The sequence below is a fragment of the Streptomyces sp. Wb2n-11 genome (genome assembly GCF_001049855.1).
Taxonomy (GTDB): Bacteria; Actinomycetota; Actinomycetes; order Streptomycetales; family Streptomycetaceae; genus Streptomyces; species Streptomyces altiplanensis.
The window spans coordinates 7,157,277-7,179,491 of sequence record NZ_CVPB01000001.1; the positions used below are offsets into that span (position 1 = coordinate 7,157,277).

Here is a 22,215-nt window from a genome sequence, read left to right on the forward strand (position 1 = left end):
CTCCGTGCCGGCCGGCCGCCGCGGTTGACCTGGCCGTACCGGCAGGAGGTGGGGACATGCGCGACGCCGACCCGGGCCTCTTCGGGCCCGGATCCGTCACCCGGCAGATGCACAGCGACCCGGTGATGTGGATCGCGGGCCTCCGCGCACTCCACCTCCAGGCACTGCACCCGCGCGCCGTCCGCGGCGTCATGCAGAACAGCGACTTCCGCGAGGACGCCTGGGGCCGGCTGATGCGCACCGCCTCCTTCGTCGGCACCCTCACCTACGGCACCACGGACGCCGCTGAGCGGGCCGGCGCCCGCGTCCGCAGAATCCACAGCATGCTCGGCGCCACCGACCCGGCCACCGGCGAGCGCTACGGCGTCGACGAACCGGAGCTGCTGCTGTGGGTGCACTGCGCCGAGGTCGGCTCGTACCTGGACGTCGCGCGCCGCCCGGGCCTGGGGATCAGCGTCGCCCAGGCCGGCCAGTACCTCGAAGAACAGCGCGAGAGCGCCCGCCTGGCCGGCCTCGACCCGGCCGGGGGCCCGGCGTCCACGGCCGGACTCGCCGCCTACTTCGGGCGGGTGAGGCCGGAACTCGCCGCCGGGCCCGAAGCGCGCGAGGTCGACGATTTCCTCCGCGGCCCCCGGTGCACCCGCTGCTCGTACCGGCGCGCGCACTGCTGTGGCGGCGCGTGGCCGCACTCGCGTACGCCTCACTGCCTCCCTACGCCCATGAGCTGTACGGCCGCCCCGCCGCCGCACCGCAGGCCGTGACCCGCAGGCTCGCCGTGGCCGGAACCGCCCTGCGCTGCGTCCCCTCCCCCGTGCGGTGGCGACTGCCGCCCGGCACATTCTGAAAGCGATGGCCCGCCTCGGGTCCGACGCGCGCCCCGCCCCGTACAAACTCCGCAGACAGGCGGCCATACTGGACGGGCCGGGGAGGGCGCAGCGAAGTGACGGGGGCGACACCACGAGATGGCGGACACCAGGCTGATCCAAGGCCGGTACCGGCTGCTCGACCTGATCGGGCGCGGAGGCATGGGCGAGGTGTGGCGGGCCCGCGACGAGTCGCTGGGCCGCCGGGTCGCCGTCAAGTGCCTCAAGCCGGTGGGGCCCCAGCGCGACGAGTCCTTCACGAGGGTGCTGCGCGAACGCTTCCGCAGGGAGGCGCGGGTGGCCGCCGCCCTCCAGCACCGCGGTGTCACCGTCGTCCACGACTTCGGCGAGCACGACGGCGTCCTCTACCTCGTGATGGAACTGCTCGAAGGGCGCAACCTCAGCCAGCTCCTGGAGGACAACAAAGCGCATCCGCTCGACGTCGCCGAGGTCGTCGACATCGCCGAACAGGTCGCCTGGGCCCTCGCCTACACGCACGACCAGGGCATCGTCCACCGGGACCTGAAGCCCGCCAACATCATGCGGCTCACCGACGGCACGGTGAAGATATGCGACTTCGGCATAGCGCGCCTGGGCCACGACATCGACTTCAGCTCCCGGCTCACCGGCACCGGGATAGCGATGGGCACCCCGCACTACATGTCGCCCGAGCAGATCGGCGGCGACCACGTCGACCACCGCAGCGACCTCTACTCGCTGGGCTGCGTGCTGTACGAGATCGCCACCGGCGTTCCGCCGTTCGACCTCGACGACGCCTGGGCGGTCCTCGTCGGCCACCGCGACACGCAGCCGGAGCCGCCGCGCGCCCACCGCCCCGAACTTCCCGAGTTCTTCGACCGCCTCGTCCTCGACCTGCTCGCCAAGACGCCCGAGGAACGGCCCGCCGACGCCAAGGACCTGGCGCACCGCCTGACCGCGGCACGCGCGGCGGGCTCCGTCGCGGTGCCGGTGCCCGTGCTCCCGCCCGCCCTGCGCCCGCCGGCCGGGCGCCCCGGACAGCCGCCGTCGCGCGCCCCCCGCCTGCCCTCCTGGACCCGCGGCATGACGACCGGCCACAAGGCGAGCGGCACGTGGGCCCCCGCGTCCACCCCGCCCGACCACTCCGCGGGCCTGACGGGGGAGTGGACCACCGGCGTCGGCCTGCGGGCCGTGTCCGCCGCTCCGGCCGCGGCCCGGCCGGAGCGGCACACGCCCTCGCCCGAGGTGCCGGCCGTACTCACCAGCAGGCACGACGCGGGCCTCAGCCTCGGCCGTCTCGGCCGCTGGAACGAGGCGGGCGAGGTGCACCGCGCGGTCGCCGCCGAGCGCGAACTCGTCCTGGGCCCGGACCACCCCGACACCCTCGCCAGCCACTACGAGGTCGGCTTCACCCTCAGCAGGACCGGGCACGCGGTCGAAGCCCTGCGGGTGTTCGGCCACGTGGCCGAGGGCCGCGAGCGGACCATGGGACCCGACCACCCCGAGACGCTCGCCGCCCGGCAGGAGACGGCGTACGTACTGGGCCAGCTCGGCCGTCACCTCGAGGCGCACCAGGTGTACACGGACGTGCTCGCTTCCCGGGAGCGCACCATGGGACCCGAGCACCCCGACACGCTGCGCTGCCGGCACAACCTGGCGTTCAACCTGAGCAGACTGGGGCGCCTGGAGGACTCGTACCGCATGGCGCTCGAAGTCGCCACGGCCCGCGCCAGGGTGCTCGGCACGACGCACCCGGACACGCTCGTCACGCGGTACGAGGTCGCGTACGCACTCGGCCGGCTGGGGCGCTGGACGGAGGCCCTCCAGACGTACCGGGAGGTCGCCCGGGCCCGCGCGCAGGTGCTCGGCGCCGACCACCCCGACACCCTCGCCGCCCGCTACGAGATCGGCATCAGCCTCGGACGGCTCGGCCGCAGCGCGGAGGCCCTGGAGCTCTACCGGGACCTGGTCGACGACCGCACCCGGGTGCAGGGCCCCGCCGATCCCGAGACGCTGCGCGCCCGGCACGGCCTCGGCGTCAACCTCGGCCGCCTCGCCCGCTGGGAGGAGGCCCTGGCCGAGGCCCGCGACGTCTGCGCGATCCGCGAACGCGTCCTGGGACCCGACCACCCCGACACGCTCGTCAGCCGCCGCGAGGTCGCCGTCGGCCTCGGCTGGCTGGGCCGCTGGGCCGACGCGCTCGCCGTCTACCGGCAGGTCGCCGGGGCCCGCGAACGCGTCCTCGGCGCCGACCACCCCGACTCCCTGGCCGGCCGCAACGACGAGGCGCACTGCCTGGAGCAGCTCGGGCGCGGCGCGGAGGCCGCCGAGCTGTACCGGCGGGTGGCCGATCTGCGCCGGCGGGGCGGGGCGCGGAGCCACTGAGTCACCAGGTCCGGGGACGTACACGTCCCGCACGTACACGGAGACAGGAGTGCGCACGCCATGCCCGTACAGGACAGCTATGACGCCGTGATCGTGGGCGGCGGCCACAACGGTCTGGTCGCCGCCGCCTACCTGGCCCGCGCGGGGCGCTCCGTCCTCGTGCTGGAACGTCTGGACCGCACCGGCGGCGCGGCGGTTTCCACCCGCCCCTTCGCCGGAGTCGACGCCCGGCTCTCCCGCTACTCGTACCTGGTCTCACTGCTGCCCCGGCGGATCGTCCGCGATCTCGGTCTCGACTTCGCCGTACGCAGGCGCACCGTCTCCTCGTACACCCCGGGCGGACGCGGACGCGCGGGCCTGCTGGTCGGCGGCAACGCCGACAGGACCCGGGAGTCGTTCGCCCGGCTCACGGGCGGCGACAAGGAGTTCACGTCCTGGCAGTCCTTCTACGCCGTCATGCGCCACGTCGCCGAGCGGGTCTTCCCCACCCTCACCGAGCCACTGCCCGCCCGGGAGGCCCTGCGTGCCCGTATCGGCGACGAGGCGGCCTGGCGGATGCTCTTCGAGGAACCGCTCGGTGTCGCGATCGAGGAGTACTTCACCGACGATCTCGTACGGGGCACGGTCCTCACCGACGCGCTGATCGGCACCTTCGCCGACGCCCACGATCCCACGCTGCTCCAGAACCGCTGTTTCCTCTACCACGTGATCGGCGGCGGAACGGGCGACTGGAACGTGCCGGTCGGCGGCATGGGGGCGCTCACCGACGCCCTCGCGAACGCGGCCGGGGCGGCGGGCGCCGAGATCGTCACCGGCCACGAGGCGACCCGTGTCGACACCGACGGAAGCCGCGCCGAAGTGACCTTCCGGAGCGACACGGGCGAGGCGACCGTCGCCGCCCGCCACGTTCTCGTGAACGCCTCGCCCGAAGCGCTCGCAGCCCTCACCGGGGGAGAGCCTCCCGCACCCGCCGAGGGAGCCCAGTTCAAAGTCAACATGCTGCTGCGCAGACTTCCGCGGCTGCGCGACCGCTGCGTGGACGCGCGCGAGGCGTTCGCGGGAACGTTCCACGTCGCGGAAGGGTACGGCCAATTGGCGGCCGCGTACGGGGAAGCCTCAGCGGGGCGGCTGCCGAGCGTTCCGCCGTCCGAGATCTACTGCCACTCCCTGACCGACCCCTCGGTCCTCGGCCCGGAACTCGCCGCCCGGGGCCACCAGACCCTGACGCTCTTCGGCCTGCACACCCCGGCACGCCTCTTCGCCCACGACAACGGAGCGGCCCGCGCCGAACTCCTCGCGGCCACCCTCGCCCAGCTCGACACCCACCTCGAAGAGCCCCTCTCCGACTGCCTCGCGCCCGACGCGGACGGCCGCCCCTGCATCGAGGCGAAGACACCGCTCGACCTCGAAAGGGAGCTGCGGCTGCCCGGCGGCCACATCTTCCACCGCGCGCTCTCCTTCCCGTACGCCGACGAGTCCACCGGGACGGGCCGGTGGGGCGTCGAGACGGCGCACGCCAACGTCCTGCTGTGCGGCGCCGGAGCCGTACGCGGCGGCGGAGTCAGTGGCGTCCCCGGCCACAACGCGGCGATGGCCGTGCTCGGGCGCTGATCCGCGAACCGGGCCGCGTCAGGCCCGGTTCGCGGGAATGCGCGGGAGAAGGAAAGACCCGCCGGTGTCGGTGCCGCTGTCGCCGGTGCCGGATCAGCCCGGGGCCGCCCGGGTCAGTCCTCGGACGCCGTCCAGCCCGACGCCTCGATACGGGCGGCGTCCGCGGGCCTGGTCTCGTCGAAGAGGGTGCGGCGGCCGTCGTCGACCCGCAGCCCGTCGACGTACGCGCCCCGCCCGACGTACAGCGTGTCGGTCCGGTACCGCCAGCGCAGCCGCACCTCCTGGCCGCGCCAGGCCGCGAGGTCCGCGCTCAGCCGGTGCCAGACGCGCCCCGACCAGCCGGTGACCGCGCCCGCCGGATGCGGCTGCGGCTCCTGGCCCTTGCGCACGGTAGTGAACGGCACCGCCTGCCAGGTGGCGTCCCCGTCCGCCGAGAGTTCGAGGAGGAGGCGGTCGGACCCGGGCTCGGTGTCCCACCACAGCGAACAGCGCAGACGGGGACGGTCCGGGGCGAGCGTGAGGGCGGGCAGGGTGAGCGTGGCCGTGGTGGCGGAGGCCATGCCGGAGAACCAGGCGGTGCGGCCGTGGGCCGGGCGTACGGCGACGGCGCGGGCCAGGTTGTTGGCGGCGGCCACGCGCGGGGCGCTGCCGGACCGCCAGCTGCGCACGGGGTGGACGGAGTTGCCGAGTACGACGAGGAAGGAGTCGGTCGACGGGTCGAGGACCAGGCTGGTGCCGGTGAACCCGGTGTGGCCGGCGGTCTTCGGAGTGGCCATCGCGCCCATGTACCAGTGCTGGTGGAGCTCGAAGCCGAGACCGTGCTCGTCGCCCGGGAAGGCGGTGTTGAAGTCGGTGAACATCAGCTCCACCGATTCGGGCTCCAGGATCCGGGCCCGCCCGTACGCGCCGCCGTTGAGGAGCGTACGCGCGAGAACCGCCAGGTCCCAGGCGGTGGAGAACACCCCGGCGTGTCCCGCGACACCGCCGAAGCCGTACGCGTTCTCGTCGTGCACCTCGCCCCACACCAGCCCCCGGTCGAGACCGGACCAGGGCAGCCGGGCGTCCTCGGTGGCGGCGATCTTCGGCTTCCAGGAAGCGGGCGGATTGAAACGAGTGCGGTGCATCCCGAGCGGAGCGGTGATCTCGTCGTGCAGCAGGGCGTCCAGAGCGCGACCGGTGATCTCTTCGAGGACCAGGTGCAGCGAGACCAGGTTCAGGTCCGAGTAGAGGTACTTGGTCCCGGGCACGCCGGTCGGCGCCTCGTTCCACAGAAGCCGCAGTTTCCCCTCGCGCGTCGGCTCCTTGTAGAGCGGGATCCACGCGCGGAACCCGGACGTGTGCGTGAGCAGCTGACGAACCGTTACATCTTGCTTCCCCGCGCCCCCGAACTCCGGGAGATACGCGGCGACCCTCTCCTCCAGCTCCAGCGCGCCCCGCTCGATCTGCTGCACGGCGAGCATGGAGGTGAAGAGCTTCGAGATCGACGCCAGGTCGAAGACCGTGTCCTCGGCCATCGCGATCTGCTGGTCCGCCGGGAACTCCACCGCCGTGTCGGTCTTCTCGTCGTACGCCGAGTAGCGCACCGCCGAGCCGATCGCCTGATGCAGCGCCACCGTGCCGCCCCGTCCGGCGAGCAGGACCGCGCCCGCGTACCAGGGGTGCTCGGGGGAGGGGCCGAGGTAGCGCTCCGCGTCGCTGACGAGCTGCTTCAGGGGGCCGGGGAGCAACCCGGCACGCTCGGGCGAACCACGCCGCAGCGTCGGCCGTCCGCCGCCTCCGCCGGCTTCCTTCGCCGTCGCCGCCGCCCGCCCTGCGGTCAGGGGCGCGAGCACCAGGGCGCCGCCCAGCGCCATGATGCCGCCGCCCAGCCTGCGCCGGCTGATTCCTCTGTCCGCTGCACCGTCGGTCACGAGCCACCCCTTGTGAAAGTAACTTCCGCCACGCGCTCAACAAGTGAAACTTTCTTGCAGGCGGAGGGTGCTGTCAACCGCCCCGCACCTGCCCGGCATCTGGGCGTCTGCCGTTCGGACACGGGCACGGCGGATGCGCCACGTCGTCGAGGTGAACATCTCCGTCGAGGACGTGCACCTGCCCGACGAGGCCGACGAGGGCGGCTCGAACGCGGACCCCCGCGTGGAGTGAAGGGTTTCGAGGCCGTACCGGCGGCCGAGGAGGCGCAGCGCCTCGCCGTCGACGCCCTGACCGGGTCCCTGCCCGCTCCGGGCCGATCCGGCGCGATCACCGGAATCACGCGCTCCGTGCCGGGCCGGCGAGCCGGCGGACGCCCCACGCGCGGAACGGGCCCCCACCGCACCGGTGAGGGCCGTCGCCACGCCGTCCGGCGTCAGCGCTCGCGCACGCGCTCCACCCGCAGTTCCGGCGACCTGAGGATGTCCTCCTCGCAGAACCGCGACGTCACCCAGCGCTTGCCCGAGTACAGCTCGGTCTGGTCGCTGGAGTACGGCGACGCCGGGTTCGACGACTGCGTGTAGGTCAGCAGGGTGCGCGCCACCGGGCAGCGGCCGCCGTCCCAGCCCACCGCCTGGATGTGGCTGGAGCCGGCCGCCACGTCCGTGTAGCCGCCGCCCGCCGCGTTCCACACGGACTCGATCTTGTTCCAGACGCCGAGCGACTCCGTCCCGCCGTGGACCGGGACGCGCTTGCCGCCGCGTACGACGAACTGGTGCTCGCCCAGCGGCGCGTCGAGCGCGATGCCCGCAGCCTCCAGCTCCTCCACCGCGTAGGCGAGGGCAGCGGCGAAGCCGGGCGCGGCCGTGTCGAGGGTGTTCGGCGTACGCACCGGATCGGCGGGGGAGAACGGCACCTTCCACAGCTGGGCCGCCGGTACGGACGCCACCAGCCTGCGCCAGAACCGGTCGAAGAGCAGCGCGCCCCTGCTGTCGCTGTTCACCGTCCTGTCCCACCGCCGCAGCACGTCGCACGCGTCCTTGAGGCCCGGACGGTCCGCCGCGAGCGCCGTGCACGCCTTCGCCGCGTCGGCCGCCGCCAGGTCACCCGCGGGCGCCCGGTTCGCGAACTGCTGCCGTTGCAGGTCGCCGATGGTCAGGCGGCCCTTCTCCGCCATGGCCGACACGTCCTCGACCGCGCCGCGCGTGCGCAGGGAGCGGGGCGTCGTGACCGTGCCGAAGACCCGCTCGTAACCGGTCAGCGGCCGGTCCGCGTTGGTCAGCCAGGCGCTGTCGTTGGAGTTCTCGACGTACGGCGCGTCCTTGAGCACCGGCATCTTCGACGGGCCGAAGATCCCCGGCTGCACCGCGTCCTTGTCCGAGCCGAGCGCGCAGTCGGTGCGCGAGCCGTCCAGTACGGCGAGCCCGGACGCCGGGTACGTCGCCTTCCCGAGCGGTGTCGAACAGCGCTGTGCGAGGTCGTCGGTGATCCGCGGCAGGACCTGTGACTGGCTGAAGAAGGAGTGCCCGGCGGAGTCCGCCGCGACGGTGTTCACCCAGGGCAGTCCCTGGACGCGGCGCAGGGTCTCCTGGATGTCGCGCGTGGAGCGGGCCTTCGCGAAGCCCAGCGCGGTGTCGGAGCCCCGCAGGTTGGCGGCGTTCGGATCGTTGAGGGCGTACGCAGTCCTCGCCGACCAGGGCAGCGGCAGCGAGGCACCGAGCGCGGTGACGACCGGCCCGTACCGGGTCCACCACTGGGTCCGTGTCACCGGCGCCCCGCCCTTGACCGGCACGGACACCGTCCGCTTCGTCATCCGCTCCTTCTCGCCGTCCACGAGGTACGCCGTCGGGTCGGCCGGATCCAGCGTCAGCTGGTGGAGGCTGAGGGGGACGCCCGTCGCGACCGTGTGGCTCCAGGCCACCTTGTCGTTGAAGCCGATGCCGACGGCGGTCGTGCCCAGCAACGATCCGCCGGAGACGTTCAGTTCGCCCGGGATGGTCTGCTGCGACTGCCAGAAGCGCCGGCCGCCCTGCCAGGGGTAGTGCGGATTGCCCAGCAGCAGCCCGCGCCCGTTCGCGGTGGTCCTCCCGCTGAACGCGACGGCGTTGGACCCCATGTCGGCGTTCTGCGGAGCGAACGTCTCGCGCGCCGCACCGGCCGCCCGCTCCGGATCGACCGAGCTCACGGGCGCGGCGCCCGTGTGCGCGGCGGCCGGTGGCGCGGCGGCCGTGATGCCGTCGACGCCGCGGCCCTGGCCGCCCAGGACGGAGACCGCGAACCCGCGTCTGGCGACGTCCAGCGGCGTCACCGGGCGCACCCAGTCGGCGTCCTTGCAGGCCGGATCGGTGATGCGGTTCTGCTTCAGCCACGCGTTGTACCCGGCGGCCCAGCCGCGCATCGACTCCTCGACCTGCCGGCTGGGGCCGGCGGGGGCGGGCGTGGCCAGCAGCTTCTCGACCGTACCCGCGTCCCGTACGCCGGCGAAGTAGAGGTCGCTGGACAGGTTCCTGGTGGCGGACGACAGCGAGGAGTCGGGTGCCGCGTCCGGGCCGAAGTGGCGCGAACGCTCGCCGCGCACGGTCACGAACCCGTCGGCGAGCGTGCACACCTGGTCGGCGGCCTGGGCCCAGCCGGTGCCGAAGCCGAGGTTCGCGTAGTCCTTGGCCACGATGTGCGGAATGCCGTGCTCTGTGTAGCGGATGAGGGCGGACAGCCTGCCGGACGACGGATGGCGGTCGCGGGAACCGGCGTCGGTGGTCCCGGAGGCGGCCCCGGCGGCGGCCGGCGGCAGCACGGCCGCCGCGGTGACCAGGGCCATTCCGGTGAACGTGAGCCGTTTCAGGCGAGTACGGAAGTGCAACGTGCCTCCCAGAGTGACTGCGGCGCAAGGGGTTGGCAGAGTGATTGGTCCATGCAGGCATTCTGATGAGCCCATGTCAACATCCCGGCCGGTATCCAGCCCCTCGGCCACTTGACCCCGGTGGCACCGCGCCCCAGGATCACGCCATGACGACAGACGTACGCGGCAGCACAGTCGACGGGATCGTGCGCCGCAGCGCGCGGCGGACCCCGCAACGCACCGCCCTGCGGTACGCCGACCGGACCTGGACCTACGCCGAGCTGGACGTCGCGGTGTCCACCGCCGCCGCCGAACTGGTCGCCGGCGGCCTGGAGGACGGCGACCGGGTGGCGGCCTACGGCCACAACTCGGACGTGTACCTGATCGCCTTCCTCGCCTGTGCGCGGGCCGGGCTCGTCCATGTGCCGGTCAACCAGAACCTGACGGGTGACGACCTGGCGTACATCCTGGAGGACTCGGGCAGCGCGCTGGTGCTCGCCGACCCCGGCCTCGCGCACCGCGTTCCCGCGGGCGTCGCCGTACGCCCGCTGCGGGACGCCGAGGGGTCGCTGCTCGCCGCGCTGGGCACCCCGCGGCCCTTCGACCCGGACCGGGACGCCCGGGACGTCGTGCAGTTCCTCTACACCTCCGGCACCACGGCGCTCCCGAAGGGGGCGATGATGACGCACCGCGCACTCGTCCACGAGTACGTCAGCGCCATCACCGCGCTGGACCTCGAGGAGAACGACCGGCCGGTCCACTCGCTTCCGCTCTACCACTCCGCGCAGATGCACGTGTTCCTGCTGCCGTACCTCGCGGTCGGCGCGGAGAACGTCATCATCGACGGACCCGACGCGAAGACGGTCTTCGACCTGGTGGAGGCGGGGCGGGCGGACAGCCTCTTCGCACCGCCCACGGTCTGGATCGGCCTGTCGAACCACCCGGACTTCGCCACCCGCGACCTGAGCGGGCTGCGCAAGGCGTACTACGGCGCGTCCGTCATGCCCGTACCGGTACTGGAGCGGCTGCGTGAACGGCTGCCCGGGCTGGCCTTCTACAACTGCTTCGGCCAGAGCGAGATCGGCCCGCTGGCCACCGTCCTCGGGCCGGACGAGCACGAGGGGCGGATGGACTCGTGCGGCAGGCCCGTGCTCTTCGTCGAGGCGAAGGTCGTCGACGAGAACGGCGACGAGGTCCCCGACGGAACGGCGGGCGAAGTCGTCTACCGCTCACCGCAGTTGTGCGAGGGCTACTGGCACAGGGCGGCCGAGACCAGGGAGGCCTTCCGCGACGGCTGGTTCCGCTCCGGGGACCTCGCGGTGCGCGACCGCGAGGGGTACTTCACGATCGTCGACCGGGTGAAGGACGTCATCAACTCCGGTGGCGTGCTCGTCGCCTCACGGCAGGTCGAGGACGCGCTCTACACCCACCCGGGCGTCGCGGAGGCGGCGGTCGTCGGACTGCCCGACGACCGTTGGATCGAGGCCGTCACCGCCGTCGTCGTACCGCGCGGCGAGGTGACGGAAGAGGAACTCCTCGCGCACGCCCGCGAGAAGCTCGCCCACTTCAAGGCCCCGAAGCGGGTGCTGTTCGTGGACGAGCTGCCGCGCAACGCCAGCGGGAAGATCCTCAAACGCGAACTGCGGGACCGCTTCGGCGTGGTCACCCCGTCCGCAGATCCTCGATCCGTCTGAGCTTGCCCACCGACCGCTCCAGTGTCCCGGGGGCGACGATCTCGACCCCGACCGACACCCCCGCGCCGTCCTTCACGGCGGCCGCGATCGACGCCGACGCGGCCGCCCGCTGCTCCCCGGTGGACTCGGCCCGCGCCTCCGCCCGTACGGTCAGGTGGTCCATCCGGCCCTCGCGGGTCAGCCGCAGCTGGAAGTGCGGGGCGACACCGGGCGTACGCAGCACGATCTCCTCGATCTGGGTGGGGAAGAGGTTCACGCCGCGCAGGACGACCATGTCGTCGCTGCGGCCGGTGACCTTCTCCATCCGCCGGAAGCCGGGGCGCGCCGTTCCCGGGAGCAGCCGTGTGAGGTCGCGCGTGCGGTAGCGGACGACGGGCATGGCCTCCTTGGTGAGCGAGGTGAAGACCAGCTCGCCCCGCTCGCCGTCCGGCAGCACCTCACCCGTGACGGGGTCGACGACCTCGGGATAGAAGTGGTCCTCCCAGATGTGCAGACCGTCCTTGGTCTCCACGCACTCCTGCGCCACTCCGGGGCCGATGACCTCCGACAGCCCGTATATGTCGACGGCGTCGATCGCGAACCGCTCCTCGATCTCGCGCCGCATCTCCTCGGTCCACGGTTCGGCGCCGAAGATACCGGCCCTGAGGGAGGTCGTACGGGGATCGACGCCCTGGCGTTCGAACTCGTCGAGCAGCGTCAGCATGTAGGACGGTGTCACCATGACGATCTCGGGGCGGAAGTCCTGGATCAGCTGCACCTGGCGCGCGGTCATGCCGCCCGACGCGGGGATGACGGTGCAGCCGAGCCGCTCGGCCCCGTAGTGCGCGCCGAGCCCGCCGGTGAACAGGCCGTACCCGTACGCCACATGCACCTTGTGACCGGGACGGCCACCGGCCGCGCGGATCGAGCGGGCGACCACGTCGGCCCACATGTCCAGGTCGCGCTCGGTGTAGCCGACGACCGTCGGGCGGCCCGTCGTGCCGCTGGACGCGTGGATGCGGCGGATGTCGGACTCGGGAACGGCGAACATGCCGAAGGGGTAGTGGTCGCGCAGGTCGGTCTTGACCGTGAAGGGGAAGCGGGCGAGATCGGCGAGCGAACGGCAGTCCTCGGGACGGAGTCCGGCCTCGTCGAACGACTGCCGGTAGAACGGGACGTTCTCGTACGCGCGGCGCAGCGTCGTCCGCAGCCGTCCGAGTTGCAGCGCGCCGAGTTCATCGCGGCCGAGCTGCTCCGCCGCGTCCAGCAAAACCGTCATGGGTGACTCTCCCGCACCGGCCGGACAACCGATCATTCGGTCGATCTTCCGTGGGCCAGTAATCCAGGAGCCCGGTCGGACGTCAAGGGAGTGCGTTGCCCGGGGCCTCCGGCAGTTGACATGATCTTGCGCATGGGGACATTCGACGCGTACGACGGGACCACACTCGCCTACCACCTCGTGGGAGAGGGGGAGCCGCTGGTCTGCCTGCCCGGCGGCGCCATGCGCGCCTCCGCCTACCTCGGCGACCTGGGCGGGCTCGCCGCCCACCGGCAACTCGTCCTCCTCGACCTGCGCGGCACCGGTGACTCCGAGGTCCCGGCCGACCCGGCGACGTACCGCTGCGAGCGGCTCGTCGCCGACGTCGAGGCGCTGCGCGAACACCTGGGCCTGGAGCGGATGGATCTGCTGGCGCACTCGGCGGCGGGCAGTCTCGCCATGCTGTACGCCGCCGCCCGTCCCGGCCGCGTCCGCCGTCTGGCGCTCGTCACACCGACCGCGTGGGCGGCGGGGGTGCCGGTGACGGCCGAGGACCGGCTGGCGGCGGCGCGGCTGCGGCAGGACGAGCCGTGGTTCGAGGAGGCGTACGCCGCCCTCGAAGCCCAGCTGCGCGGCGCCGACGCACCCGGTTCGGCCCGCCCGTTCCTCTACGGGCGCTGGGACGCGGCCGCCCGGGCGCACGCCGCGGCGAGCCCGCTCCAGCTGAACGAGGCGGCGGCGAAGGTGTTCGTCACCCAGAGCGTCTTCGATCCGCCGGCGACGCGCACCGCGCTGGCGGCGCTCCGGGCGCCGGTCCTCGTGCTCGCCGGGGAACGCGACGGCGTGCCCACCCCGGAGCGCGCCGCCGAGATCGCCGCGCTCTTCCCCGGCGCCGAACTGACCGTCCAGCCCGGCGGCGGCCACTTCCCGTGGCTGGACGACCCCGGCCGGTTCGCCCGTACCGTGGGCGCCTTCTTCGATCCGGAGCTGCGGAGCGTACGGGCGAACGGTATCCGGATCGCGTACCGCACCTGGGGCGATCCCGCCGCGCCGCCCGTCGTGCTGCTGCACGGCCGGTCCGGGAACAGCGCCCACTGGACGCACGTCGCGGAGCGGCTCGCCGCCACCCGGCGGGTGTACGCCCCCGACCTGCGCGGCCACGGGCTGAGCGACTGGCCGGGCGCCTACTCGTACCCCCTGATGCGTGACGACGTACGGGCGTTCCTCGACGCGCTCGGCCTGGACCGCACGGACCTCGTCGGTCACTCCATGGGGGGCCTGGTCGCCGCGCTGGTCGCCCAGGCGTGCCCGGAGCGGATCGGCCGGCTCGTCATGGAGGAGCCTGTTCCGCCGTTCCCCGCGGACCCGCCGCGCCCGGTCCCGGTCCGCACGGACGAGGAGCGGGACTTCGACTGGGACGTCCTCCCCGCCACCGACGCGCAGTACAACGACCCGGACCCCGCCTGGCGTGAGGGCCTGGCCTCCATCACCTCACCCGCGCTGCTGATCGCGGGCGGCCCCGCCAGCCACATGCCGCAGGACCGGCTGGCGCGGACGGCGGAGCTGATCCCCGGCTGTCGCCTGGCGACCGTCGGCGTGGGCCATCTGATCCACCAGGACGCGCCCGAGGCGTTCCTCGCGGAGCTCAGGGCGGCCGGCTGCTTCTGACACGGTGTCTGGCAACGCGGGGTACCGGCTGGTAATAATCATGCTGCCGCGACTGCCGCGACTGCCGTACCTTCCGCATCTGTCCCGGAGGCCCAGGTTGACCACCACCGACCGTTCCGCGCGTCTGCTCGTGGGGCTTCTCGCGGCGGCCGGCACCGCCCACATCGTGGCGCCCGGGCAGTTCGACGCGATCGTTCCCCGGGCGCTGCCGGGAAGCCCCCGTGCCTGGACGCACGCGAGCGGCGTCGCCGAGCTCCTGCTGGCGGCGGGGATCGCGGTGCCCCGCACCCGGCGGGCGGGCGCGGTCGCCGCCGCGTGCTTCTTCGCGGGCGTCTTCCCGGCCAACGTGAAGATGGCGTACGACTGGCGCCACAAGTCCGCCCCGCTCAAGGCCCTGGCCTGGGGGCGGCTCCCGCTCCAGGTCCCGCTCGTCCTGTGGGCGGCCAGGACCGGCCGGGACGCCACTCGCTGAGCCCGCCCGTGCGGGCGGGCTCAGCGCCTGCGCGTGGTCCTGCGCCAGCCGAAGGGGCCCGGCAGGTCCACGGAGGTGGTGCGGCGGCCCGTACTGCTGACGGTGTGCCGGGGGCCGCTCCCGCCGCCCGTCGTGATGGACCAGGAGCGGCGGTTGACGTTCAGCCGCACCCCCGGGAGGATCCGGAAGCTCTTGCGGAATGTGATCGGCATGGTCGGCGTCCTTCGAGGAGGGGATCCGATGCTGTACGGGTGTCCTGTCCTGCCCGTACCATGCCCCGCCGCCGGCACGCGGTGCGGGGAAATCTCGCTGGTGGTGCGGTGATTGCCCCACATACGATCCGACCGTGACGACACCGGCGGACGAACCCCTGCACGATGCGGTACGCCGGACCGGCACCGGCAGGCCGGCCGGCGGCCCCGGCGCCGGGACCTGCTCGCCGGCCCTCTTCCGCCGCCTCGTCACGCACGAGGACCCCCGTCAGAGGTACCGGGGACTGGTACTCCTGGCCGAGCGGCTGGAGACGGACCGCACCGTCGGCGAAGCGGACTTGGCGCGGTTCGCGGAGGCGCTGCCCGGATCCATGGTGGAGCCGCCGGAGGCGGCGCTCGTTCTGGCGGGGCTGTACGAGCGCCTGCGACCGCACCTCGGCGGACGGCGCCCGCCGTCGTGGCGTACGGCTGAACTGCCGGCAGGGGTACGGATCGCCTGGCTGCGCGCGGAACTTCTCCACGATCCGGCGCTGGTGCGAAGAGAACCCCCGGGTGAACTCCTGTACCAGGCCGTACGGGAGACCGGTGTCACCGGCGCGCACCGCCCCGGCCGCCCCGACCGCCTCGTGGCCGAACTGGCGCGCAGCGGTGACCCGGTGCTCCGGGCCGAGGCCCTGCGGCTGGCCCGGGAGGGGCTGTACGCCGGATTGCTGGCCCCCGCGCTGGTCCGCGAGCACCTCGTCGGCATGCTCACCGGCGGCAGCGCCGATGTCGTGGCCGCCGTGCTGGGCGAACTCACCGCGCCATGGGCGGCGCTGCACCCGCTGCTGCCCGCATGCCTGTCCCCGTTCCTCTCGGCCGGCGCGACGGCCGAGAACCCCGGCGTGGCCGATGCCGCGCTCGCGGCCGCCGCCCACCACGGGCGCCGCGATGTGCTGCGCCGGGCCGTCGGGAATCCGGACCTGGCGCCGCGCCTTCGGCGGCGGGCGCTGGAACGGCTCGGCGACCTGGCGGAACGCGGCGACATCGGTGAGCTGACGACCGTCGCCGCACAGGACCCGCTGCTGCTCGGCGGGCCGGCGGTGACGTGCCTGCGCGGACTCCACCGGCGCGGGCACTTCCCGGACGACAGGGTGGTCCCGGCCGTCATCGGCCTGGCACTCGCCGACCACACGATCGACCCCGGGGAAGTCGCGACGGTCCTGTTCACCTGCCGTCGGGCGATGTTCCGGGTACTGGTGGAGGCGGCCGCCGACGACCCGAACTGGCCGCGGCGGCTCGCCCTGCTGGTGGCCCTGGCCGGGCAGGGGCCGGGGGAGCTGCCGATCGGGGAAGCGATCACGCGGATGCTCTCCCTGTCCCCGGTGCCCGGACCGTTCCTCGACGCGATCCGCCGACTGCGCCACGCGGACGCCGAAGACGCCGTGATCGCTCTCCTGCCCGCCGCGCCCTCGGCGGCCCTGAAGACCCTGGAGGCCATCGGCGGGGACCGGACGGCGGTGGCGTTGGCCGAAGGGCTCGGCCTGGCCCCGGACGCGGCGCCGGACCAGCCCCTGGGGGTGATCGCGCCCCACCTGCGCGCCGTACGCGGCCGGGCCCTTGAGCTGCTGTGGCATCTGAGCCACGAGCCGCACCGGCGGCACGGCCTCCTCCTCCGTCTCGACCCCGCCGACCTGCCGGCCCGTATCGCGGCCGACCTGGGCGCTCCCGACGAGCGGGAACTGGCCCTCCTGCGCTCGCACCTCGACCCGGACGAACCGGTAGCGGCGCTGTGCAGGCTGGCCGCCCACGGGAGCGCCGGCACGCTGCCGTTCATCACGGACCTCCTGCTGGTCGTCGTGCGCGAGGCGGCGGCGTCCCGGGAGCCGGGCGGAGCCGGCGCGGGCCGCGGTCCGGGGCCCGGCAGTGGTGGACAGGCCAAAGAGCCCGAGGTGCCTCAGGAGGTTTTGGAAGCCCTGTACGCGCTGGGCCGCCGCCTTTACGAGCGGGGGAAGATCAGACCGGTCTGCCTGCTCGACGCGGCGCACGCGTGCGAGGCCGGCCACGCACTCGCCGCCACCCTGGCGCTGGATCTGCTGGACCGGCCCGGGCTGTCCGGCGGCGAGCAGTCGACTCTGCTCGAACTGCTCCTCAGGGTCCCCGCCCCCGGCCCGCACATCCGCCCACGCGTGCACCGCCTGCTGCGCTCCCGCGACCGGCACGTGCGCAAGCACGTCATCGCGCTGCTCGCCCGGGACGCTGCGGGAGACGACGCGCAGGCGTTGTCGGCGACCCTGATAACGCTGACCACCGCCCAGGACATCCAGACCGTACGGCAGGCGCTGCTGGCCCTCGGCCACGCGCGGGCCCGCTGGGCATGCGCCGCGGTCGCCGCGTGCCTCGGCCACCCGAACATGAACGTCAAGAAGACCGCCGCCGGGGTTCTGGTCCGGGCCGGCACACCCGCCGCGGTACCGGCCCTGCTCCGCCGGCTCGGGCGCCACGACAATCCGGGGCTGCGCGCCGCACTCGTCGAGGCACTGCGCGCGATCCTCGGCGACGCGTTCGCGGCGACCGTCCTCGCCGCCGCCGAGCGCGGCGAGGACGGCCGCACGCGCGAACTGCTCCTGACCGGCCTCGGCGGCGTACTGCCGGCGCGCTCGGTCCTCGCCCTGGACGGCCAGGGATCACCGGTCGCACCGATGCTGCTCGCCCTGGTGGCGGACGGCCGGGTCGCCCTCGCTTCCGGGACGGCCGCGGACCTGGCGGTGCCACTGGCCAGGCACGGCTTCACTCCGCCCGCCGCCCGGCGGCCGGAGCCGGGCCTGGGCCCGGCGGGAACGGACCCCGAGGTCACGTCGCTGCTGACCGAGGGCTGGGACCCTTCCGTCGCCCTGCGCATCGCGGAGAGACCAGAGCCGCCGCACCCCGACCGGCTGCGGGAGCTGCGGCCCATGCTGGCGGACTGGCTGCGCCTGGCGGGCTCCGCGCCCACGGTACGGAGCCGCGTCCTGCGGTTCACGATGCGGCTGTGCCCCGCCCCCCGGGCGGCCGGGGAGCCTGCGGTCTTCGCCCGGCACGTCCAGTGCCTGCTCGACGAGCTCGCCGACGGGCCGGACGGGGAGAGCGGACACGACCTCGTCGCGCTGCTCGAAGCGGTCGCGCCGGCCCTGACAGCCGTCGAGAGGTCCTCGGTGGCGGCCGCGGTACGCGCACTGCCCGCCGGAGCCGCGGGAGGCAGGTCCCTCCTGACGCTGCTGCGGCGTTGCGATGCGGTGCTGGTCCGTACCGATCTCGACCGGTCCCTCGCCGAGGTCCGGCTCGGCGCCGACCCCTGGCGGGCCGAGACGGCCGTGCTGCGCGGCGTGTTCACCGTCCCGCAGCCGCCTGCTCCCACCGAGGCCGGCACCACTGGCACCACCGGCGCCACCGGCACCGACGCCGAGGCATGGCAGGCGGCGCTGCATGAGGCAGTACGTACGCCAGGCGCCCTGGAGGAGTTCCGCCGCCGCACCGCCGACGGCGTTCCGGGTTCCCGGGATCGCCTGAGCGCGCTGATCGGCGCGTACGCGGCCGCCGGCCCGGAGGTCCGCGTGGCTCTCCTCGACTGGATGACCGCCCTTCAGCCCCTCGGCGCACCGCCCTGGACCATCGCGGAGACAGCCGGCGCACCGCCCCCGGCCCGTGCGGCGCGAGCCGTCCGTGGCGGCGATCTCGACCAGCCGCGTTCGGCCGCACAGCGCGAGCGTCTGCTGGCCATGCTGGAAGCCGCCGCTCCGGACCGCAGGGACGCCGCAGCCCTGGCGCTCTCGGAGTGGCCCGAACCCGAAGTCGCGGTTCACGTCATGCGAGCGTTTCTCCGCGGCCGCGTCACGGTGCCTGTCCAGGCGTGCCCGGCCCGCGCACTGAGCGCCATCGGCGAGACGGAACTCCGCACCGGCGAGATCCTGCCCCAGAGGGTGATCCGCACGGCCCTGCGGCTCGAAGACCCGGCGGACCTGCTGCCGCTGGTCCCTCTGCTGCTGCGATGGTGGGAGCACGGCCCGCCCGCCGTCCGCCCGAAGGCCGGACAAGCACTGCACCGTGTCCCGGCGGACGCGCTGGCGGAGATCCTCGGCGACCGTATCGACGCCGGTGCCCTGGGTCTCCTGGACCTGCTCTCGGGCCGTCCGCTGCTGCGCACTCCGGCACTGGAACGGACCTGCCGGCGACTGCGCGCCGAAGGACGCGACGACCTGGCGGACGGACTCCGTCTCGTCGACGGCCCGTTGCGGGGTCCGGACGCGGGGCGCCGGGACACCGCCGCGTCGGACGCGCTGCGCGAGCGCGCGCGAACCGCGCCGGCCGGCGCTCCCCGCCCCCCGTCCCGGGAGGAACTGCTGGCTCTGGCCCGGACCGGCGATCCCGAGCAGATACGCCGGGCTCTCACCCGCCTGGCCGAGGAGCACCGGGCACCGACCCCGGACCCGGACAAGTACCCGGACCCGGACAAGGACCTGGAGACCCTGATCGGTGAGTTGCTGAGACACCCCAGGCCCAAGGTCCGCCTCCACGCCCACCGGACCTCGCGGACGATGCTCGACCGGCAGACCTATCTCCACCACACAGCGGTCCTGCTGGACGACCCCCAGCCCGACGTGACGCGTATGGCGGTCCGGACGCTCTGCCACGCGGCGTGGGAACCCGCGGTCCCCGCCCTGGTCGACATGCTCCAGCACTCGCACCCCGCGGTGCGCAGGGCGGCACGTGAGGGGCTGGTCCGTATGAGCACGTCGGCGGTCCCCGCCCTGCGGCACGCCGCCGACCACGCCCGCCCCGACAAACGGTCCCTCTACACGGACCTGCTCGGACAGATCACGTCCGCGCCCGCCGACGGCGGGTAGGGGCGTTCAGTCCGCCGCCCGCACCGGACCGGTGGCGAGGACGGTGGCGACCGTGTCCGCCTCGGCGGCCGGTTTGTCCTCGCGGTGGCGCACCACACGCGCGAAACGCAGCGTCACCCCTTCCGGGTAGCGCGTGGACCGCTGGAGCCCGTCGTAGGCGACCTCGACGACGAGTTCCGGACGTACGGTCACCACATGACCGCTGTCGTCGGTCGCCAGCTCCCGCAGCCGCTCCGTCTGCCAGTCCAGCATCGCGTCGGTGAGTCCCTTGAACGTCTTGCCGAGCATCGCGAACGTACCGTCGGGCCGCCGTGCCCCGAGATGCAGATTCGAGAGCTTGCCGGTCCTGCGGCCGTGCCCCCACTCGGCGGCCAGCACCACCAGGTCGAGCGTGTGCACGGGTTTCACCTTGAGCCACGAAGCGCCGCGCCGCCCCGCCTGGTAGGGCGAGTCCAGCGCCTTGAGCACCACTCCTTCGTGACCGCGCTCCAGCGTCCGCGCCAGGAAGTCCTCGGCCTGCGGCGCGTCGCCGGGACCGGTCACCACCGTCCGGCGTACGCGCATCGGCTCGGGCACCAGGCGCGCCAGCCGCTCGTACCTGTCCCGGTAGGGCAGGTCCAGGAGGGCCTCGCCGTCGAGCGCCAGTGCGTCGAAGAAGACGGGCGACAGGGGCAGCGCCTCACGGGCCGCCGCCACGTCGAGGCGGGAGCCGACACGGCCCGCGATGTCCTGGAAGGGGCGCGGCCCGCCCTCCGCGTCGAACGCGATGACCTCGCCGTCGAGGATGAACCGGTCACCGGCCAACCCGGCGGCGGCCGAGACCAGTTCCGGTACGCGGTCCGTGATGTCGTCCAGGGTGCGGGTGAAGACGCGCACCCACGCCCCGTCACGGTGCACCTGCACCCGGACGCCGTCCAGCTTCTCCTCCACGGCGCACGGCCCGAGCCTGCCGACCGCCGCGCCGACGTCCTGCCCGGGGTGCGCCAGCATCGGCGGCACCGCGCGGCCCACCCGGAGGCTGAACTCCGCGAGCGCCGCGGGGCCCCGGGCCAGCAGTGCCCGGCCGACCGCGACCAGCGAACCGCCCAGCATCACCGCCCGGCGCACCTCGGCGGCGGGCACCGAAGCCGCCGCGGCCAGCCCCTCCGCCGCCAGCGCGTCCAGAGCCCCCTGCCGCACCTCTCCCGTGAGCAGCCCGAACAGGAACCGCTGCTCCTCCTCCGTCGCCGCCGCCATCAGCTCCCGCACCAGCCGCCCCCGCAGCGCCTGCGCGCCGGGACCCGAGATCCCCGCGAACTCCGTCAGAACCGAGTCCACCTCACGCACGGTCAGCGTGGGTTCGGCGGCGGGAGCGACGGGCTCGCGCAACAGGTTCCAGCCGATCCCGACGCGTCCCTGGGGGAGGCGGCCCGCCAGGTAGGGGATCACGATCGGTACGTCGTCGGGCCCAGCGCTCCGGAAGAGCTCCGCCAGCAGCGCTGTCTTGCGCGAGCGCGCCGACGTCGAGGCGATCTCCCGCGAGACCCGGGCGAGTGTGGCCAGCAGCATGCCCTCCATCCTGCAACGGCGCGCGCCGTCGCACAGCTCTAAGGTCGGGTGGTGGCCCTCTTCCGTATCGAACGCCGAACGCCGCTGCCGGCCGACGAGGCGTGGCGGCGCCTGACCGTGTGGGAACACCACGCGGCTCAGGTCCCGCTCACCCGCATCACCGTCGTCACCCCGTCGCCGACCGCCGAGGGGACGGTGCTCGTGGCCCGTACGGGCCTGGGACGCCTGGGCTTCGACGACCCGATGGAGGTCGTGGCCTGGGACCCGCCGGTGCGGGGCGGCGTCGGCCACTGCCGGTTGGAGAAGCGGGGCAGGGTGGTCCTGGGGTGGGCCGAGATCGACGTACGCCCCGCCCGGAGCGGAGCCGTGGTCGTCTGGACGGAGGAGCTGCGGCTGCGCGGGTTCCCCCGGGCGCTCGACGCGGTGATCGTACGGGCGGGTCGGGTGGTCTTCGGCCGGGCGGTGAAGGGCCTGCTCGGGGCGTAGGGGCGGGGCGGACGCCGCCCGAGGCGCACGTACGGCACGAGCGGCATCCGGCCCGGCCCCGACGCCCGCCGCGCACGGCCCGCGCCCTGCCGAGCACGTCCCGCCGCGCACGGCCCGCGCACTCCCGTCGCGGCCTGTCCGTCGCCCGGGACGATCGCTAGGCTGACCGGCGGACGACGAACCGGGAGGAGCAGGGACGTGGCCGAGGGCATCACCGCGCAGCGGCTTGCGGACTGGGGCAAGCCGGAGCTGGACCTGAGCAGAGCGGACTGGCAGTCGGGCAGTCAGGGGGCCGGCGACGTTCAGATCGCGTTCGTCGAGGGATTCATCGCGATGCGCAACGCCGCCAGACCCGGCAGCCCGTCACTGATCTTCGACCCGGCCGAATGGCGTGCCTTCGTGCGGAACGCGCGGGACGGCGCCTTCGATCTGACCTGAGGGCCCGCGGCCG

The 22,215-nt window shown here is 73.9% G+C and carries 14 protein-coding genes and 1 pseudogene; 10 read left to right on the forward strand and 5 right to left on the reverse strand.

Annotation, left to right across the window (positions count from 1 at the left end; translation table 11 throughout):
• Positions 1-56 precede the first annotated feature (56 nt).
• The 3 genes and pseudogenes from BN1555_RS32585 (at position 57) to BN1555_RS32595 (ending at position 4,838) form a co-directional block, all read left to right on the forward strand.
• A pseudogene (locus BN1555_RS32585) lies at positions 57-981 on the forward strand (oxygenase MpaB family protein).
• A complete protein-coding gene (locus BN1555_RS32590) occupies positions 963-3,227 on the forward strand; it encodes a serine/threonine-protein kinase (RefSeq protein ID WP_093802752.1) in 2,265 nt (754 codons plus the stop codon). The pseudogene BN1555_RS32585 and the gene BN1555_RS32590 overlap by 19 nt, the downstream one beginning before the upstream one ends.
• Before the next feature lie 60 nt (positions 3,228-3,287).
• Complete coding sequence (locus BN1555_RS32595; protein WP_093802753.1) at positions 3,288-4,838, forward strand: phytoene desaturase family protein; 1,551 nt, start codon at positions 3,288-3,290, stop codon at positions 4,836-4,838.
• 113 nt (positions 4,839-4,951) lie between these two features.
• On the opposite strand, the gene BN1555_RS32600 is transcribed toward BN1555_RS32595, so the two are convergent.
• Entirely contained in the window at positions 4,952-6,691 is a 1,740-nt protein-coding gene (locus BN1555_RS32600; protein WP_176710317.1) for a serine hydrolase domain-containing protein, read from the reverse strand.
• 124 nt (positions 6,692-6,815) lie between these two features.
• Here BN1555_RS32600 and BN1555_RS39285 point away from each other — a divergent pair, with 124 nt between their 5' ends.
• Positions 6,816-6,980: an Asp23/Gls24 family envelope stress response protein gene (locus tag BN1555_RS39285; RefSeq protein ID WP_176710206.1), complete on the forward strand. Its 165-nt coding sequence runs from the start codon at positions 6,816-6,818 to the stop codon at positions 6,978-6,980.
• 202 nt (positions 6,981-7,182) lie between these two features.
• On the opposite strand, the gene BN1555_RS32605 is transcribed toward BN1555_RS39285, so the two are convergent.
• Positions 7,183-9,606 (reverse strand): penicillin acylase family protein, encoded by a 2,424-nt coding sequence (locus BN1555_RS32605; RefSeq protein WP_093802755.1) that lies wholly within the window; start codon positions 9,604-9,606, stop codon positions 7,183-7,185.
• 146 nt (positions 9,607-9,752) lie between these two features.
• Between BN1555_RS32605 and BN1555_RS32610 the strand changes: the two genes are divergently transcribed.
• Positions 9,753-11,279 carry an acyl-CoA synthetase gene (locus tag BN1555_RS32610; RefSeq protein ID WP_093802756.1) on the forward strand — a complete coding sequence of 509 codons (1,527 nt, stop codon included), beginning with the start codon at positions 9,753-9,755 and terminating at the stop codon, positions 11,277-11,279.
• Here BN1555_RS32610 and paaK read toward each other — a convergent pair.
• Entirely contained in the window at positions 11,248-12,537 is a 1,290-nt protein-coding gene (paaK, locus tag BN1555_RS32615; RefSeq protein WP_093802757.1) for a phenylacetate--CoA ligase PaaK, read from the reverse strand. The two genes, BN1555_RS32610 and paaK, sit on opposite strands and share 32 nt — an antisense overlap.
• Positions 12,538-12,669: 132 nt before the next feature.
• Here paaK and BN1555_RS32620 point away from each other — a divergent pair, with 132 nt between their 5' ends.
• Together BN1555_RS32620 and BN1555_RS32625 are read left to right on the forward strand one after the other, a co-directional pair.
• Positions 12,670-14,184, forward strand: a complete 1,515-nt coding sequence (locus tag BN1555_RS32620) for an alpha/beta fold hydrolase (protein WP_093802758.1) — start codon at positions 12,670-12,672, stop codon at positions 14,182-14,184.
• A gap of 97 nt (positions 14,185-14,281) precedes the next feature.
• Positions 14,282-14,656 (forward strand): DoxX family protein, encoded by a 375-nt coding sequence (locus tag BN1555_RS32625; RefSeq protein WP_093802759.1) that lies wholly within the window; start codon positions 14,282-14,284, stop codon positions 14,654-14,656.
• 20 nt (positions 14,657-14,676) lie between these two features.
• Here the strand turns inward: BN1555_RS32625 and BN1555_RS32630 are convergent, their stop codons facing one another.
• Positions 14,677-14,868 (reverse strand): DUF4236 domain-containing protein, encoded by a 192-nt coding sequence (locus BN1555_RS32630; RefSeq protein ID WP_093802760.1) that lies wholly within the window; start codon positions 14,866-14,868, stop codon positions 14,677-14,679.
• Positions 14,869-15,002: 134 nt separating this feature from the next.
• On the opposite strand from BN1555_RS32630, the gene BN1555_RS32635 reads away from it, so the two are divergent.
• Positions 15,003-19,730 carry a HEAT repeat domain-containing protein gene (locus BN1555_RS32635; RefSeq protein WP_093802761.1) on the forward strand — a complete coding sequence of 1,576 codons (4,728 nt, stop codon included), beginning with the start codon at positions 15,003-15,005 and terminating at the stop codon, positions 19,728-19,730.
• A 6-nt stretch (positions 19,731-19,736) separates the two neighbouring features.
• On the opposite strand, the gene BN1555_RS32640 is transcribed toward BN1555_RS32635, so the two are convergent.
• Entirely contained in the window at positions 19,737-21,278 is a 1,542-nt protein-coding gene (locus BN1555_RS32640; protein WP_093802762.1) for an ATP-dependent DNA ligase, read from the reverse strand.
• Between the two features lie 51 nt (positions 21,279-21,329).
• Between BN1555_RS32640 and BN1555_RS32645 the strand changes: the two genes are divergently transcribed.
• Both BN1555_RS32645 and BN1555_RS32650 read left to right on the forward strand, forming a co-directional pair.
• Positions 21,330-21,764: an Immediate-early protein 2 gene (locus BN1555_RS32645; RefSeq protein WP_093802763.1), complete on the forward strand. Its 435-nt coding sequence runs from the start codon at positions 21,330-21,332 to the stop codon at positions 21,762-21,764.
• A 198-nt stretch (positions 21,765-21,962) separates the two neighbouring features.
• Entirely contained in the window at positions 21,963-22,202 is a 240-nt protein-coding gene (locus BN1555_RS32650) for a DUF397 domain-containing protein (protein ID WP_093802764.1), read from the forward strand.
• Positions 22,203-22,215: the final 13 nt, after the last annotated feature.

Coding starts and splice junctions, on each gene's coding strand:
- BN1555_RS32620 (WP_093802758.1), top strand. CDS start 12,670: ATGGGGACATTCGACGCGTACGACGGGACCACACTCGCCTACCACCTC.
- BN1555_RS32630 (WP_093802760.1), bottom strand. CDS start 14,868: ATGCCGATCACATTCCGCAAGAGCTTCCGGATCCTCCCGGGGGTGCGG.
- BN1555_RS32600 (WP_176710317.1), bottom strand. CDS start 6,691: ATGGCGCTGGGCGGCGCCCTGGTGCTCGCGCCCCTGACCGCAGGGCGG.
- BN1555_RS32610 (WP_093802756.1), top strand. CDS start 9,753: ATGACGACAGACGTACGCGGCAGCACAGTCGACGGGATCGTGCGCCGC.
- paaK (WP_093802757.1), bottom strand. CDS start 12,537: ATGACGGTTTTGCTGGACGCGGCGGAGCAGCTCGGCCGCGATGAACTC.
- BN1555_RS32640 (WP_093802762.1), bottom strand. CDS start 21,278: ATGCTGCTGGCCACACTCGCCCGGGTCTCGCGGGAGATCGCCTCGACG.
- BN1555_RS32590 (WP_093802752.1), top strand. CDS start 963: ATGGCGGACACCAGGCTGATCCAAGGCCGGTACCGGCTGCTCGACCTG.
- BN1555_RS32595 (WP_093802753.1), top strand. CDS start 3,288: ATGCCCGTACAGGACAGCTATGACGCCGTGATCGTGGGCGGCGGCCAC.